This is a genomic window from Cupriavidus sp. H18C2 (genome assembly GCF_049393795.1).
GTDB lineage: Bacteria > Pseudomonadota > Gammaproteobacteria > Burkholderiales > Burkholderiaceae > Cupriavidus > Cupriavidus pauculus_C.
Genome location: NZ_CP186012.1, coordinates 63,526 through 77,974 on the forward strand (window position 1 = coordinate 63,526; position 14,449 = coordinate 77,974).

Annotated in this window: 9 protein-coding genes and 2 pseudogenes; 5 read left to right on the forward strand and 6 right to left on the reverse strand. The window is 62.4% G+C overall.

What is annotated here, in order from left to right:
- Positions 1 to 32: 32 nt before the first annotated feature.
- Positions 33 to 1,826 (reverse strand): phosphonate metabolism protein/1,5-bisphosphokinase (PRPP-forming) PhnN, encoded by a 1,794-nt coding sequence (gene phnN, locus EPAKOI_RS25625; protein WP_423194728.1) that lies wholly within the window; start codon positions 1,824 to 1,826, stop codon positions 33 to 35.
- 308 nt (positions 1,827 to 2,134) lie between these two features.
- On the opposite strand from phnN, the gene EPAKOI_RS25630 reads away from it, so the two are divergent.
- Complete coding sequence (locus EPAKOI_RS25630; RefSeq protein WP_124687069.1) at positions 2,135 to 2,680, forward strand: MarR family winged helix-turn-helix transcriptional regulator; 546 nt, start codon at positions 2,135 to 2,137, stop codon at positions 2,678 to 2,680.
- 104 nt (positions 2,681 to 2,784) lie between these two features.
- On the opposite strand, the gene nadC is transcribed toward EPAKOI_RS25630, so the two are convergent.
- The 5 genes and pseudogenes from nadC to EPAKOI_RS25655 all read right to left on the reverse strand — a co-directional run bounded on the left by nadC (position 2,785) and on the right by EPAKOI_RS25655 (position 7,257).
- A complete protein-coding gene (nadC, locus tag EPAKOI_RS25635) occupies positions 2,785 to 3,618 on the reverse strand; it encodes a carboxylating nicotinate-nucleotide diphosphorylase (protein WP_423194729.1) in 834 nt (277 codons plus the stop codon).
- Between the two features lie 217 nt (positions 3,619 to 3,835).
- On the reverse strand, positions 3,836 to 4,306 hold the full coding sequence (locus EPAKOI_RS25640; protein WP_423194730.1) for a MarR family winged helix-turn-helix transcriptional regulator: 471 nt from the start codon (positions 4,304 to 4,306) through the stop codon (positions 3,836 to 3,838).
- Positions 4,307 to 4,531: 225 nt separating this feature from the next.
- Positions 4,532 to 5,014: pseudogene (locus EPAKOI_RS25645) on the reverse strand (tyrosine-type recombinase/integrase).
- A gap of 411 nt (positions 5,015 to 5,425) precedes the next feature.
- Positions 5,426 to 5,703, reverse strand: a pseudogene (locus tag EPAKOI_RS25650) (SDR family NAD(P)-dependent oxidoreductase); the annotation flags it as partial.
- A 93-nt stretch (positions 5,704 to 5,796) separates the two neighbouring features.
- Complete coding sequence (locus tag EPAKOI_RS25655; protein WP_423194731.1) at positions 5,797 to 7,257, reverse strand: efflux transporter outer membrane subunit; 1,461 nt, start codon at positions 7,255 to 7,257, stop codon at positions 5,797 to 5,799.
- Positions 7,258 to 7,341: 84 nt separating this feature from the next.
- Here EPAKOI_RS25655 and EPAKOI_RS25660 point away from each other — a divergent pair, with 84 nt between their 5' ends.
- The 4 genes from EPAKOI_RS25660 to EPAKOI_RS25675 all read left to right on the forward strand — a co-directional run bounded on the left by EPAKOI_RS25660 (position 7,342) and on the right by EPAKOI_RS25675 (position 14,229).
- The gene (locus tag EPAKOI_RS25660; protein ID WP_423194732.1) at positions 7,342 to 7,962 is read left to right on the forward strand and encodes a TetR/AcrR family transcriptional regulator; all 621 of its coding nucleotides are present in this window, start codon (positions 7,342 to 7,344) and stop codon (positions 7,960 to 7,962) included.
- 96 nt (positions 7,963 to 8,058) lie between these two features.
- Positions 8,059 to 9,174: an efflux RND transporter periplasmic adaptor subunit gene (locus EPAKOI_RS25665; RefSeq protein WP_423194733.1), complete on the forward strand. Its 1,116-nt coding sequence runs from the start codon at positions 8,059 to 8,061 to the stop codon at positions 9,172 to 9,174.
- A complete protein-coding gene (locus EPAKOI_RS25670) occupies positions 9,171 to 12,293 on the forward strand; it encodes an efflux RND transporter permease subunit (protein WP_423194734.1) in 3,123 nt (1,040 codons plus the stop codon). The genes EPAKOI_RS25665 and EPAKOI_RS25670 overlap by 4 nt, the downstream gene beginning before the upstream one ends.
- A gap of 778 nt (positions 12,294 to 13,071) precedes the next feature.
- Positions 13,072 to 14,229, forward strand: coding sequence for a hypothetical protein (locus tag EPAKOI_RS25675; RefSeq protein WP_423194735.1), 1,158 nt, complete (start codon positions 13,072 to 13,074; stop codon positions 14,227 to 14,229).
- The last annotated feature ends 220 nt before the right edge of the window (positions 14,230 to 14,449 follow it).

Sequence of the window (14,449 nt, forward strand, 5' to 3'; positions counted from 1 at the left end):
GTCGGTTAGGGTGAAGGAAAGGGGAAAGCCGGTCAATCGGGGTCGATGCGTATCGCGTCAGCGCCTTCGCCGCAGGCCAGCGCCACGGCGGCTGCGAGCGCCTCGGGAGACGCGGCGTGGATTCGGTACAGCGCCTGGTCCACTTCCACATGCGCGCCAATCGTGCACAGTAGGTCTAGGCCTGCACCGGCGTTGCGCGGTGCGCCTGCAGCGCGGGCCACGCCAGACACCTGCACGCCCTCGATGGAGGCCACGCGGCCGGCGCGTGCGGCGCGAATCTCGTGGATGAGGGCACTGGGCAGCACTGGTGCCGCATGGCGACCCTGTGCCGCGGCGATTTGATCGAAAGCGGCCTTCGCCTCGCCCGACGCAAGCAGGCGCGTCGCAATTTCCAGGCCCTGTTCGGCCGAGCCGACGCGCGGGTCGAAGGCGATGATCTCGCCGGCAAAGCGCAGCGCCTTGGCGCGCAGGTCCGCTGGGGCCGCCGGGTTGTTGTCGAGGACCTGCATGACATCGCGCACTTCCAGTGCGGGGCCGATGCCACGGCCGATGGGCCGGCTGCCGTCGGTGGCGATCGCGCGCACGTGCAGGCCAAGCCCCTTGCCAACCTGCTCGAAGAGGGCGCCCAGCGCCTCGGCGTCGGCGCGGCTAGCCATCTTGGTCTGCGGCCCGTAGGGCAGGTCGACCATGACGTGGGTGGCCCCGGCGGTGTACTTCTTCGACAAGATCGATGCCACCGACCAGCGCCGCGAGTCGATCTGCAGCGGCCGCGTGATCGCGTTCATCACGTCGTCGACGATGGAGTGATTAAGGCGGCCGTTCCAGGCGATGCAGGCGCGCGCCTGGGCCACGCAGCGGCGCACATCTGCCTGCGCCAGGTCCACGCGAGCGACGGTTTCCATCGCGTCCGCCGTGCCTGCCGCCGAGGTGATGGCGCGCGACGACGTCTTGGGCATCGCCAGCCCGTACGCCGCGACGATGGGCACGAGGATCAGCGTGATGCGGCTGCCGGGGACGCCGCCCAGCGAGTGCTTGTCCACCACCAGCGGCTCGTCCCAATCGATGCGCGGCGTAAAGGCTGTGCGCGCGCGGGCCAGTGCCACCACCTCGGCGTCGCTCAGGCTGGCCGTGGCGCCGATCAAGAACTGGGTCAACTCGGCTTCGGTGTAGCGGCCAGCGATGGCGTCGCGCAACACGGCCACGTAGGCGGCCTCGTCCAGCGCATCGCCACGGATCTTCGCGCGTAGGTTGAGGTGGCTGACTGGCGGAGTACCACTGGGCGCGCCTTGCCGCAGCGCTTCGACAAAGCGAGCCACGCCCACTTCGAGTGTGCTGTCGTTCGATACAGTGATGCAGCGCACGCCATCCGGCAGCGGCATCGCCTGGCGTGCGACCCGCCGCCCCACCGCTTCGGCCGATTCGCGGCCACGCGCCGCGATGCGCTGGGCCAGCACGTCATGTGGAGCGGTCACCATCACCACGGTAAAGCGGGGCAGCCGGGCCGCAAGCTCCGCCACCACGCTGCGCGAGCCGTTGGCAATGACGTGCACACCGGTGGCCAGCGTGTCCAAAAGCGCGGTGGGCAGGCCATAACGCAAGTCGTGAGCGTCCCACGTGACCAGGAACTCGCCAGCCTCCTGGCGATGCGCAAACTCCAGGTCGGATACGCCTTCGTGATCCTCTCCCGGAGAACCGGTCGGCCGCGTGATCACCCGCCGCGCGAACCGGTAGCCGCTGGTGAGAATCGCGCGTGCACCATCGATCAGGGAGTCCTTGCCCGCGCCGCTGGGGCCTACCACAAGAAAAAATGTGCCGGTCTCTTTCATGATTAACTTAGACGTCGAAGTTGTAGGCTTATGCTAGCACCGGCCGAAACGCTGTCAAGAAAAGTTCGATGTCTAAGTTGATGCAAGGGACGGGCCAGCTCCCGCAAATCCAGTGTGTACGCCGGACCCGGCCGTTTCTCAGGGAAAACGCGCAGGGCGCCATGCGCGCCCTCGGTGCCCCATGCCTCAGCAGCGCGCACGGCGCACTGATGTTGTGAGCGCTACATCGATGTCAAGCGGGAGCGCGCGGCGATGTCATGCCGGAGGCGCTATCATGTGCGCTGCCTTTGTCATTACCCGCTTACGCCATGGCCACAAGAAAGCCGGATAGTCCTGTCTCCATCACGCCTTCCGACGAGATCGAGGAAGAACGCCTTGCCCATCTGGTTAAGGACGCGGCCCGAGCGTATATCCGCGCGCTGCAGTTGCGCTTGGCCGAGCATTCGGTGTCGTATGGCCACTGGACCATCCTGCGGATCCTGTGGCGACACGACGGCCTGTCGCAACGCGAGCTCAGCGAACGCGCCGGCGTGACGGAGCCCACCACGTTCGCTGCCGTCAAGGCGCTCGAAGCGCTCGGCTATGTCGAGCGTACGCACCTGCCGGGCAACAAGAAGAAGGTGCACGTGTTCCTGAGCAAGACAGGGCGAGCCCTGCGGCGCAAGCTGGAGCCGCTGGCGACCGAGGTCAATACATTGAGCGTGGAGGGGGTCAGCGAGGAGGATGTGCTGACCACGCGCCGCGTGCTGATAACGATCGCGCAGCGCCTGGTGGCCGACGAAATGGCGCTGGCCGAGCGGGGTCGGCGCGTGCCGTCCACGCAAGAAGTCGGACGTCTGCTGGCCGATCTCTAGGATCGTCGCGGCTGTCCCGAAGCCAATGCAAAAGGCCCTCGGCCGGCGGGCCGGCGAGGGTGAAGCCTTCTCGGGTGGAAGGCGCGACAATCAACAGGTGGCTGTCAGGCTTCGTCGAGCCCGATGTCGACGGCCGGGGCCGACTGGGTGATCTTGCTCGTTGAGATGTAGTCGACGCCGGTTTCCGCCACGGCACGGATCGTTTCGAGCCGGATACCGCCGGACGCCTCGACCTTAGTCCGGCCGTTGACGATCTGCACTGCCTCTTTCATGTCGGGCACCGACATGTTGTCCAGCATGATGACGTCCACACCGGCCGCCAGGGCTTCGTGCACCTGTTCGAGCCGGTCGCACTCCACTTCCAGTTTGGTCAGCACAGGGAGCTTGCGGCGCACGCGCTCGACGGCGGCTGCAATGCTGCCGCACACCGCGATGTGGTTGTCCTTGATCATCACGCCGTTGTCCAGGCTCAGGCGGTGATTCAGCCCGCCGCCGCACGTGACGGCATGCTTTTCCAGCGCTCGCAAGCCCGGCGTGGTCTTGCGGCTGTCGATCAGGCGCGCCTTGGTGTGCGCGATGGCCTGAGCGTACGTGGCCGTGTGGTTGGCGATGCCGCAGAGCCGCTGCATGATGTTCAGCGCCGTGCGTTCGGCCGTCAGCACACTGCGGGCATTGCCACTCACGTTAAGCAGGATCGCACCTTTCTCGACCTTGTCGCCGTCCACCACGCGCACGTCGATGGAAAGCGACGGATCGTAGCGCGCAAAGATCCGGGCGGCGACGTCGATGCCTGCAATGCGCATCGGCTCCCGCGCGTTCATACAGAACGAGCCGGTCTCCCCGGGCTCGATCATGGTCTGGACCGTCAGGTCGCAGATGCCGATGTCCTCGGTCAGCCAAAGGTCGATCAGCTTGTCCGTGGCGAAAATGTCAAACATGGGTGGGCTCCTAAGCAGGGTTGTCGCACATCGAAATCTTAGACGTCGAAGTACATGACGTAATACTAGCGCGTGGCGCGGCCATGTCAATAATAATTCGATCTCTAAGATAAATTGACGCGGCGATGTCCGGAGGGATTCTCGGGGGCAGGGAGCAGAGGGAAGGGTAGGGCGACGGGCGGTCCGCGGGGCCCGTCGGGTGGCCGGTGGCTGGTGATCAGGCCGGGCTGTCGGATTCGGCGGTGACGTCCGGGCGCAGGTCGTCTAGTTCGCTCATTTTGCGCAGCAGATAGAGCAGCGCCACGCGTTCAGCGGGGTTCAGGCCGCCCATGGTACGCTCGCTGATGTCCTGCGCAAACGGCACCACTTCGTCGATTAGAGCCTGCCCGGCAGGGGAAAGCAGCACCACCACCTTGCGGCGGTCGCGCGCGTCGTGGGACACCACGATCAGCTCGCGGGACTTCAGGCGCTCGATAATGCCGCGCACGGTGGCCTGATCGATGGCCGTGGCGCGGGCAATCTCGCTGAGGGAGCACGATCCCTGCTCCTGCACGGCACAAAGCACCACAAACTGACCGGCCGTGAGCTGGGAATCAGGAATGGTCTGCTGGAAGATGGCGACGTGCCGTTGATAGGCCCGGCGCAGGAGGTGTCCCACCTGTTCCGTGAAATCGTAATGGTCGTTCACGCGCGGGTCGAAGCTTTGGCTGTTCACGGATGACGGACGGCGAATCGGCGATGCCGCGAAGTATACCTGCGGTACGCCTTTCCGGCCGGGAATCGTTCCGCGCTCCGGTAAGACCTTGCCTAGAACGCCTCGGTCACCGCAGCAATAACCACCTGCTCTCGCGATTTCCGGTTGAACCGGTACACTCTGCCGGTGACGTCGATCGCCTGCCGGCCGGATGTAAGGTCAGACTCCGGTTTGCTCTGCAACCTTCGAAGCGTCATCAACCTCAATCCCCAAATACCTGACGGCGCTCTCGAGCTCTATATGATCGAGGGAGCAGTTGGACGGCTCCCAGGTTCCGGGTCCGTCGGTAGATCAAAGAGACCCAGTTCGCCGGATTGAATGCGTCCCGAAGCGAAAGTATCGAGGCCGATCGACGCCACCCACCGATGAAACAATCGTGCATACTGTCGGGTCGATAGGTGGGGCGAGGAAAGCAACCGACTGGGAAATAGGGAAGTCGCCGCAGCTCAGCCACGTCGCACGCATCCAAGCCTGGAAGCATTCCCGAGTCTGTCCAGTAATCTTAAACTGCACGGGTCGATGCGTCTTCTGTTGCATGACCGTTGCACGCATGCCAACCTGGCTTCCTACACTGATATCTTGAGCTCGGAGGCGAATCAGGTCGCACCCGCGCAGCTTGCTGTCGAGGGCGAGGTTGAACATCGCCAAGTCTCTCGTGATAGCGCCGAGCTGCAAGCGCTTACGGATGGCCCAGATCTCCGAAACCTTCTAGTCCCACTCCGCCCCCGAAACCAGCTCCGCTGAAACGACCCCTTCGACGCTCATTTGGTAGAGCTTCCGGTAGCACAGCGGACATGGCACCCAGTCCAAGGCCTCATTGCCTCCGACTTCGAAATGCACTTCGCGAATCCGGACGGGGGCCCCGCATTTGCAGACGAGCTTCTGGGTATGATCATCCATCGCTTACCTCCTTAGCTTAAGGGGGATTGCAGCATGTGACGGCCGGAGATTTCCATGGATTACGCGTTACTGACCGTCCTAACGTGCAACCGGAGGCACCGCAGGGTCCGAAGAGCCGAAGCGTAGGACCAATATTTTGTGTGGGGCAGTTTCGGACATTGCTGATTCCAAGAACGTTGGCATTGTTGCGCCCAGCAGCGTTACGCCCGCACTGTTCACCAGCACACCGATGCGTTCGGCCCGCGCAAATAGGCGGACGCTTGATCGCGGATATCCAACTCGATCAGTTCAACGCTTGGCAGCGGCTGCGCTTTTGCGAGGTCCCGCACGGTGCCGAATACCCGTCAGCCGTGAAGCGCATTCTTCGCTGCGGTGGCGCGGCCGATGCCAGAAGACACACCGGTAATCACGACAACTTTGGAATTGGACATGGAGGTTTCCTTCTGAATGGATAAGGCGAGACGCGGAAACTCGGGTATTTCGAAGCGCGCGGCGCTCGAACCCCATCCACATTCACGGAGGGACTATCGGCCTGCAACCGCGGTCGATTCGTCAGGCTGCCAGCCACCGCCCAGTGCCTTGAATGCCGCGACAGCAGCGCGTGCCGACTCCGTTTGTGCCTGGACGCGCGCATCTGACGCACGCAACAGGTTCTCGTCGGCCTGCAGGACTTCTATCAGGCTGACCACGCCTTTCTGATAGGCGGCAAAAGAAGCATTACGCGCGCGGCTGAGAGAATCGACGCCTTGTGTGAGCAAAGCTGCCTGCTCTTCGCGCTTGACCAGGGCAGAGAAGGCGTTTTCCACGTCTTCCGTAGCGCGCAGCACGGCGAGTCGGTACGCGGCCAGCATTTCAGCTTCTTCCCCCTTGGCCCGATCGATTTGCGCATTGATGCGGCCGAAGTCAAACAGGCGCCAGCGCAGGCCGAGCACGCCGGCATACTGACTGGCACCGCTGCCGAACAGGCTTCCGGCGCCCACAGATGTGGCGCTGCCGATCAGGCCACTGATCGAGAACTTCGGGTAGAACTCCGCAATGGAGGCGCCAATGCGCGCATTGGAAGCCGCCAGGCGGCGCTCGGCAACGATGAGGTCGGGCCGGCGCCTCAGCAATTCGCCCGGCGATCCGCTGGTCGCGATCTGTGGAGCGGCCGGGATATCGCCGTCTTGTCCCAACTCCGCGCGATGTGCCCCCGGCAGCGCGCCAAGTATCACGTCGAGCGCGTTCATCGCTGCATCCAAGCCGACTTCAAGTTGGGGGATCGACGCGCGAACCTGGGCCAGCGCGCCTTCGGCCTGCCTGACTTGAAGCTCGGCCGCCAGCCCCTTGCCGTACAGCAGGTTGATGGTGGAGAGCAGTTCTTCCTGCGTCTGGACCTGGTGACGCGCCACCTTCAGGCGCGCCTGCAAGCCACGGACAGTGATGTAGATGTCAGCGGTTTGTGCGGCGACGGCCAGCCGCGTGGCATTTGCACCGGCCTTGGAGGCTTGGTATTCGGCGAGCGCTGCTTCCCTGCCGCGACGCAGTCCGCCGAATAGGTCCACCTCCCAACTCGCGTTGACATTAGCCTCAAAGGCATTGCCGTATCGGTCAAAACCGGGCTGCGCATTCAGGACTCTGCCTAACGGCGTTTCGACGGAACGGTATGCCCGTGCGGCGTCGGCACCGACGTTCCCGGAGGGCAGCAACGCTGCATTTGCGGCACCGAGGCCGGCACGGGCCTGTTCTACGCGGGCGAATGCCTGTGCGAGATCCAGGTTTCGTTCCAGCGCGAGGTGCACGAAACCTGTCAGTTGCGGGTCATGGAACCCGACCCACCACGCGGACAGATCGGCTCCGGCGTTGGCGGGACGGTGCTCCACGGCGGTCTGTCCCTCGAAACGTCGCGGAACTGACACGTCGGGCTCCATGTAATCTGGGCCGACAGCGCAACCGGTTGCTAGGCTAGCAACGACGAGAGACGCAAGGTAGCGTTTGGGTAACATAAGCTTTCCTCGGGATATCTGGTGACTATAATACAAAATAGTCACAAGTTGTTCAACTTTCCCGACTGGCGTAAGCTGGAGCCCATGAACTCCACCCCTTATCCCGCTCCCGCTCCCGCTCGCGGTCCTGTGGACCATGACGTGCGAGACCAAATCGTGGCGGCCGCCACCGAGCACTTCAGCCGCTACGGCTACGAAAAGACCACTGTTTCCGATCTGGCCAAAGCCATTGGTTTCTCCAAGGCCTATATCTACAAGTTCTTCGAGTCCAAGCAGGCCATCGGCGAGATGATTTGCGCGAACTGCCTGCGCGAGATCGAGGCCGAGGTCAGCGCTGCTCTCGCAGAAGCCGAGTCACCGCCCGACAAGCTCCGGCGGCTTTTCAGAACCGTGACGGAGGCCAGTCTTCGACTGTTCTCCCGCGACCGCAAGCTGTACGAGATCGCCGCCTCGGCAGCGACCGAACGGTGGCAGGCAGTACTCGCCTACGAGGAGCGCATCCAGAAGGTAGTGCGGGCGGTGTTGCAGGAGGGTCGGGAAACCGGAGACTTCGAGCGCAAGACGCCGTTGGACGAAGCCACGAGCGCCATCTACTTGGTGATGCGCCCGTACATGAATCCTCTGCTTTTGCAGCAGAACCTCGACTACACGGAAACTGCTCCCGGGCTGCTCTCGAGCCTCGTGCTTAGGAGCCTTTCCCCCTGACGCTCAAATTCCGACCGACTTTTCTTTGTGACTATTGACTAATTAGGTCACAAGAACCAGAATGAAACCCCAGCCATCCCTATCGATGGGGCTTTCATGCTTTTGCGCCGCTTTGTTACTTTCACCGTCATTTGTGCGTTGCCGCTCGCATTGACCGCTTGCGGCGAAAAGGCCGCTCATGATCCACGCACGGAGGCGCCGTTGGTGCGCACCGCGCTCGTCCAGCTGGCTGGCACTCCATCAAGTGCTTTCACGGGGATCATCGCTGCCAGAGTGCAGAGCGACATAGGCTTCCGCGTGTCGGGCAAGGTGCTGGAACGGCTGGTGGATGCCGGACAGACCGTCAAGCGGGGGCAGCCACTGATGCGAATTGACCCCGTCGACCTGCTGCTAGCGGCTCACGCCCAGCAAGAAGCCGTGACCGCTGCGCGGGCCCGTGCGAAGCAGACGGCGGAGGACGAAGCCCGTTATCGCGATCTGCGCGGCACGGGCGCTATTTCCGCCTCCGCTTACGACCAAGCAAAGGCCGCTGCCGATGCGGCACGCGCTCAACTCAGCGCAGCGGAGGCACAGGCCGACGTGGCACGTAACGCCAGCCGCTACGCCGAGCTGGTTGCCGATGGCGATGGCGTTGTCATGGAAACGCTGGCAGAACGCGGCCAGGTCGTCAATGCGGGGCAGGCCGTTGTACGCCTGGCGCACGCTGGCCGCCGCGAAGCGGTTGTCCAATTGCCCGAAACGCTGCGGCCGGCAATCGGATCTATCGCAACGGCCACGCTTTTCGGTGGCAACAACGCCGGCGTGTCGGCCCAGCTCCGGCAACTTTCGAATGCTGCAGATCGGCAGACCCGCACGTTTGAAGCGCGCTATGTGCTGGACGGTGAATTGGCCAACGCGCCGCTGGGCGCTACTGTGACCATCCAGGTGCCCGATCCACGGGCCACCGCGCAAGGCGATCTGCAGGTGCCACTTGGCGCCGTGTTCGACGCCGGCAAGGGGCCGGGCGTATGGGTCATCCACGGGGATCCGGCCACGGTGTCGTGGCGATCCGTCACCATCGTGCACCTTGGCGACGAAGCTGCTCAGGTAACGGGGCAGCTCAAGCAAGGGGACCGGATCGTCGCGCTCGGCGCGCAACTGCTGCGTGAAGGACAGCAAGTCCGTGTGGCTGGCCAGGGCGGCAGCGCTGCCATCGCAGGGGTGCGCCTGTGAGCCCCGGACGTTTCAATCTATCGGCGCTCGCCGTGCGTGAGCGTGCCGTTACGTTGTTCCTCATCTGCCTGATCTCGCTGGCAGGCATCGTTTCCTTCTTCAAGCTGGGCCGTGCTGAAGATCCGGCGTTTACCGTGAAGGTCATGACGATCATTACGGCATGGCCGGGCGCCACTGCGCAGGAAATGCAGGACCAGGTGGCCGAGAAGATCGAAAAGCGCATGCAGGAGCTGCGCTGGTATGACCGCACGGAGACCTACACCCGGCCGGGGCTGGCGTTTACCACGTTGACCCTGCTGGACAGCACGCCACCATCGGAAGTGCAGGACGAGTTCTATCAGGCGCGCAAGAAGGTGGGCGACGAGATCGCCAACCTGCCGCCCGGCGTGATCGGGCCGCTGGTCAACGACGAGTATGCGGACGTGACCTTTGCATTGTTCGCGCTCAAGGCCAAGGGCGAGCCGCAACGCATGCTCGTGCGTGATGCGGAGACGCTACGCCAGCGGCTATTGCACGTGCCCGGCGTAAAGAAGGTCAACATCATCGGTGAGCAGTCGGAGCGCATCTACGTCGAGTTTTCACATGACAGGCTCGCGACGCTCGGCGTGAGTCCGCAAGACGTCTTCGCCGCCCTGAACAGCCAGAATGCCCTGACGGCAGCGGGTTCTGTGGAAACGAAGGGGCCGCAGGTCTTCATCCGCCTGGATGGCGCGTTCGATGGCCTGCAGAAGATCCGCGATACGCCCGTGGTGTCACAAGGGCGCACGTTGAAGCTGTCGGACATTGCCACGGTCAAGCGCGGCTACGAAGACCCCGCAACTTTCACGGTGCGCAACGGCGGGCAACCTGCCTTGCTGATGGGCATCGTCATGCGCGAGGGATGGAACGGCCTGGACCTTGGCAAGGCGTTGGACAAGGAGGTTGGTACCATCAACGCCGAGATGCCGCTTGGGATGAGCCTGACAAAGGTGACGGACCAGTCGGTCAACATCAGCGCTGCCGTCGATGAGTTCATGCTCAAGTTCTTCGCCGCACTGCTGGTGGTCATGCTGGTGAGCTTCGTCAGCATGGGCTGGCGCGCCGGCATGGTAGTCGCCGCCGCTGTGCCGCTGACACTCGCCGTGGTCTTTGTGGTGATGGCTGCGACAGGCAAGAACTTCGATCGCATCACTCTCGGCTCCCTGATCCTGGCGCTGGGCCTTTTGGTGGACGACGCCATCATCGCCATCGAGATGATGGTGGTGAAGATGGAAGAGGGTTACAGCCGCGTCGCCGCCTCCGCTTACGCCTGGAGCCACACCGCGGCGCCCATGCTGTCGGGCACGCTCGTGACGGCTGTCGGCTTCATGCCAAATGGCTTTGCGCGATCCACCGCGGGCGAATACACCAGCAACATGTTCTGGATAGTAGGCATTGCGCTGATTGCGTCCTGGGTTGTTGCCGTGGTGTTCACGCCTTACCTGGGGGTGAAGATGCTGCCCGACTTCAAGAAGGTCGAGGGCGGGCACGATGCGATTTACGATACCCCGCGCTACAACCGCTTCCGTGCACTGCTGGGGCGTGTGATTGCGCGTAAATGGCTGGTCGCGGCTTCGGTTGTCGGGCTCTTCGTCTTCGCCATTTTAGGCATGGCGGTGGTCAAGAAACAGTTCTTTCCGATCTCGGATCGACCCGAAGTGCTGGTCGAGGTGCAGATGCCCTATGGCACTTCGATCAACCAGACCAGCGCCGCCACGGCCAAGCTCGAAACGTGGCTGGCCAAACAGAAGGAAGCCAGGATCGTGACGGCTTACGTTGGCCAGGGTGCGCCGCGCTTTTATCTGGCGATGGGCCCGGAGTTGCCCGATCCGTCGTTCGCCAAGATCGTGATCCGGACCGATAGCCAGGAAGAGCGTGATGCGTTGAAGCAGCGCATGCGCAAGGCCATCGCCAACGGCCTTGCGCCCGAAGCGCGCGTGCGCGTCACTCAACTCGTGTTCGGTCCCTATTCGCCGTTCCCGGTTGCCTATCGGGTGACCGGCCCGGAAGCGGAAACGTTGCGCCGCATCGCGAGCGATGTGCAGCATGTCATGGACGCGAGCCCAATGATGCGCACGGTCAACACTGACTGGGGGGTACGCGTACCGGCGCTGCACTTCACCTTGCAGCAGGACCGCCTCCAAGCCGTGGGACTGTCGTCCAGCGCAGTCGCACAACAGCTGCAATTCCTGCTCAACGGCATTCCGGTGACGACCGTCCGTGAGGACATCCGTACCGTACAGGTGACTGCGCGCTCGGCCGGCGAGGTCCGACTCGACCCCGCCAGGATTGCGGATTTCACGTTGGCGGGCGCCAACGGGCAACGCATTCCGCTCTCGCAGGTGGGCAAGATTGATGTTCGCATGGAAGAGCCCATCATCCGCCGGCGCGACCGCATGCCGACCATCACGGTACGCGGCGATATTGCCGATGGCCTGCAACCGCCCGACGTATCGACAGCCATCAGCAAGCAGCTTCAACCGATCATCGACAAACTGCCCGGCGGATACCGCATTGAACAAGCAGGCTCCATTGAAGAATCGGGGAAAGCGACGAAAGCCATGCTGCCGCTGTTCCCGATCATGCTGGCGGTAACCCTGCTGATCCTCATCTTTCAGGTGAGGTCGATCCCGGCGATGGTGATGGTGTTCCTGACCAGTCCGCTCGGCCTGATTGGTGTGGTGCCCACGCTGATTCTGTTCGGACAGCCGTTCGGCATCAACGCGCTGGTCGGCCTGATTGCGCTATCGGGCATCCTGATGCGCAACACGCTGATCCTGATCGGCCAGATTCAACACAACAAGGACGAAGGGCTGGACCCGTTCAGGGCCGTCGTGGAAGCCACTGTCCAGCGTGCGCGGCCGGTTATTCTGACGGCGTTGGCCGCCATTCTGGCCTTCATTCCGTTGACCCATTCGGTGTTCTGGGGAGCCTTGGCCTACACGCTCATCGGCGGGACGTTTGCCGGGACGATCTTGACCCTGGTGTTTCTGCCGGCCATGTACTCCATCTGGTTCAGGATTCACCCGAGCAATGCAGCCGATGCGCGGCGCGCTCGACATTCGGCTATGAAGTCCGACGGACAACTGCTACCCGAATAGTGCTGAGTAGCCTGGGCATTTCCTTCCCACATTGTGGACAAGTTGGAAGCTTAAAGGCGGCGCATCGAGGCAGGGACTCTTCGATCCGCTCAACATTGGCACGGACCCGCCCCCCCGCCCCCGCGGTTCGACAAGTTACAGATCGGCCCTGAATTCGTCGCTGCGATGAGGGAAGCTAGGTAAACAGCGACAAATTTTGTTTGCACACGCCCGCCCATTTTTTGTCTCCGTGGCTCTCTCGACCTTGGGGCGGGCTTTTCCTCCCAGATTGCTTCCCGGCCGATGTCCGATGCAGGCACCTCTGCGGGGCCGAGGTACGACCCATCCTGCCTGGCTAGTCGCCTCCCTCATGTGGCGAATCTGCCGCGTTCAGCCTCCTGGCTTTCTTGCATGTTCCGGCCGCCGCTTCGACAGCCACGATGAAGAACGCCGACACGGCGAGGCGGCCGCCGTTGACGGGTGGCACTTGCATCTTGAGCACTCACCGGGCGTGCTGCAGTGGGATTGAGTGGCCAACGAGAGACTGTCTGAGTACGTCGTTTCCGGTACCGCGATCGCGTGCCAGCCGTCGGAGACGCCGCCACTGTGCTTGACGGTTCGCGTTCGCAAATTTAGATTATTAGAGAACGTGCATATGGAAGATGCGAAGGCGCTGGATCGCCAATAGCCTATATTGTTTGTTCAATCGGCAGAGTATCGCTGAACTGGAAGCTAGCGGTCGTAGGCTTCCCGGCATGCTTTCTTCTTACCGTACCTGCCCGGGGGCAGCGAGACTAGGATGGACCGTTCAGTCACCCATGCTAAGAAATATGTGAATGTCGCATTGATCGGAGCTGCAGATGTCAGAGAAGCGGCCTCGCACCTTATGCGTAGGCCGGCGGAGCGAAGCCATTCCAAGAATTATGGTGTCAATGTGGGGGACGAGTGGTTCACCCCACGAGACCTTTTGAGGGCCGCAAGCTCCAAGCTAGGGATTCCCATCTCGAAGGCGGTTGTGGGCCAGTACGACCAAGCTTGGCGTCAACGCCTCGCCGAGCTTGGTTATCCAATCCAAAGGCGCAGCGTGGGATCTCTGCGGCGAGTGGACGCTCAGTCCGGGATAGATCCACGCGAGTCGCTGCCGTTGGCGCGCCCTGATTACATTTTGGCCGAGCATATCGTTGCCGCTGCCAGGGAATGGAAGCAGGGAAAGATTAGGCCTTCCTATAGGCCTAGTTCGCGCTACAACGTATGGATATCTGTCGATCTTGAAAGCCCGCCGGAGCCGTTCCCGCCCAAAGCCATACTTGGTTTGGCATCAGCGCATTCCGGGCAGCGCCCTCTGCAACCAAAAGATTTCACTTTCACCATCGGCGGAAACTGGCACGCTCGTCTTGTTGCGCTAGGCTTTGAGGTCCTCTTGAGAGGCGATCAACCGGGGGTATTCACTTCAACGGCCCGCTTCGCTGAACGTAAGACGCTGGACGGGAATGCAACTGTGGCGTTGGAAGACGCAATGCTCCTTCCATGGTCAGATTTCCTATCTGGACCTTTGCGGGAGGCGTTGATGGAACGGCATATGGGCCGGTGTCAGGTTTCCGGTATAGGGATTCCCGAGATTCTTTGCGCCACGCCAATACTCAGGCAATCCGAAGACGCCCCGCCCAGGTTCCTGAGAGTGGATGAGGCGCTCTTACTTGCTCCTAACATTGCCGCGTTATTTAGTGCCGGGCACATAGCTTTCTCAAGTAGCGGACAGCTGTGGATGTCGCCGCAAACGGAGAAACTGCGCGGGATGCTCGGCCTCCGACGTGGCATGAAGCTGGTCGTCATCTCCTGTCGCCAAAGCGATCTCCTTCTCAAACACTACGAGAACGCGCTGCGACTCAGTGCGGTGCGCACTGAAAACGAGCTTGAGTATGGAGAACGCTTTGTTCCCTTTCCCGCGCCCAAATAGTGGGCGCCACTAGCTACCCGTTACCCCCGTGCGAACTACAGGCAAGCGCGCGGTCGTAGATCGGCCGTGACGTGTGTCGCGGGCTCATAGGGTTCGATCATTCCACCTCAGTGCCATCCAATGCGGGTCGCCGGAGACCTGATGCAGACGGGGCGCAGGGCGAATTTCGACGCGTTGTGGAGTAGTAAAATGTGACGTAAGCACAACGTAGGGGCTGAAT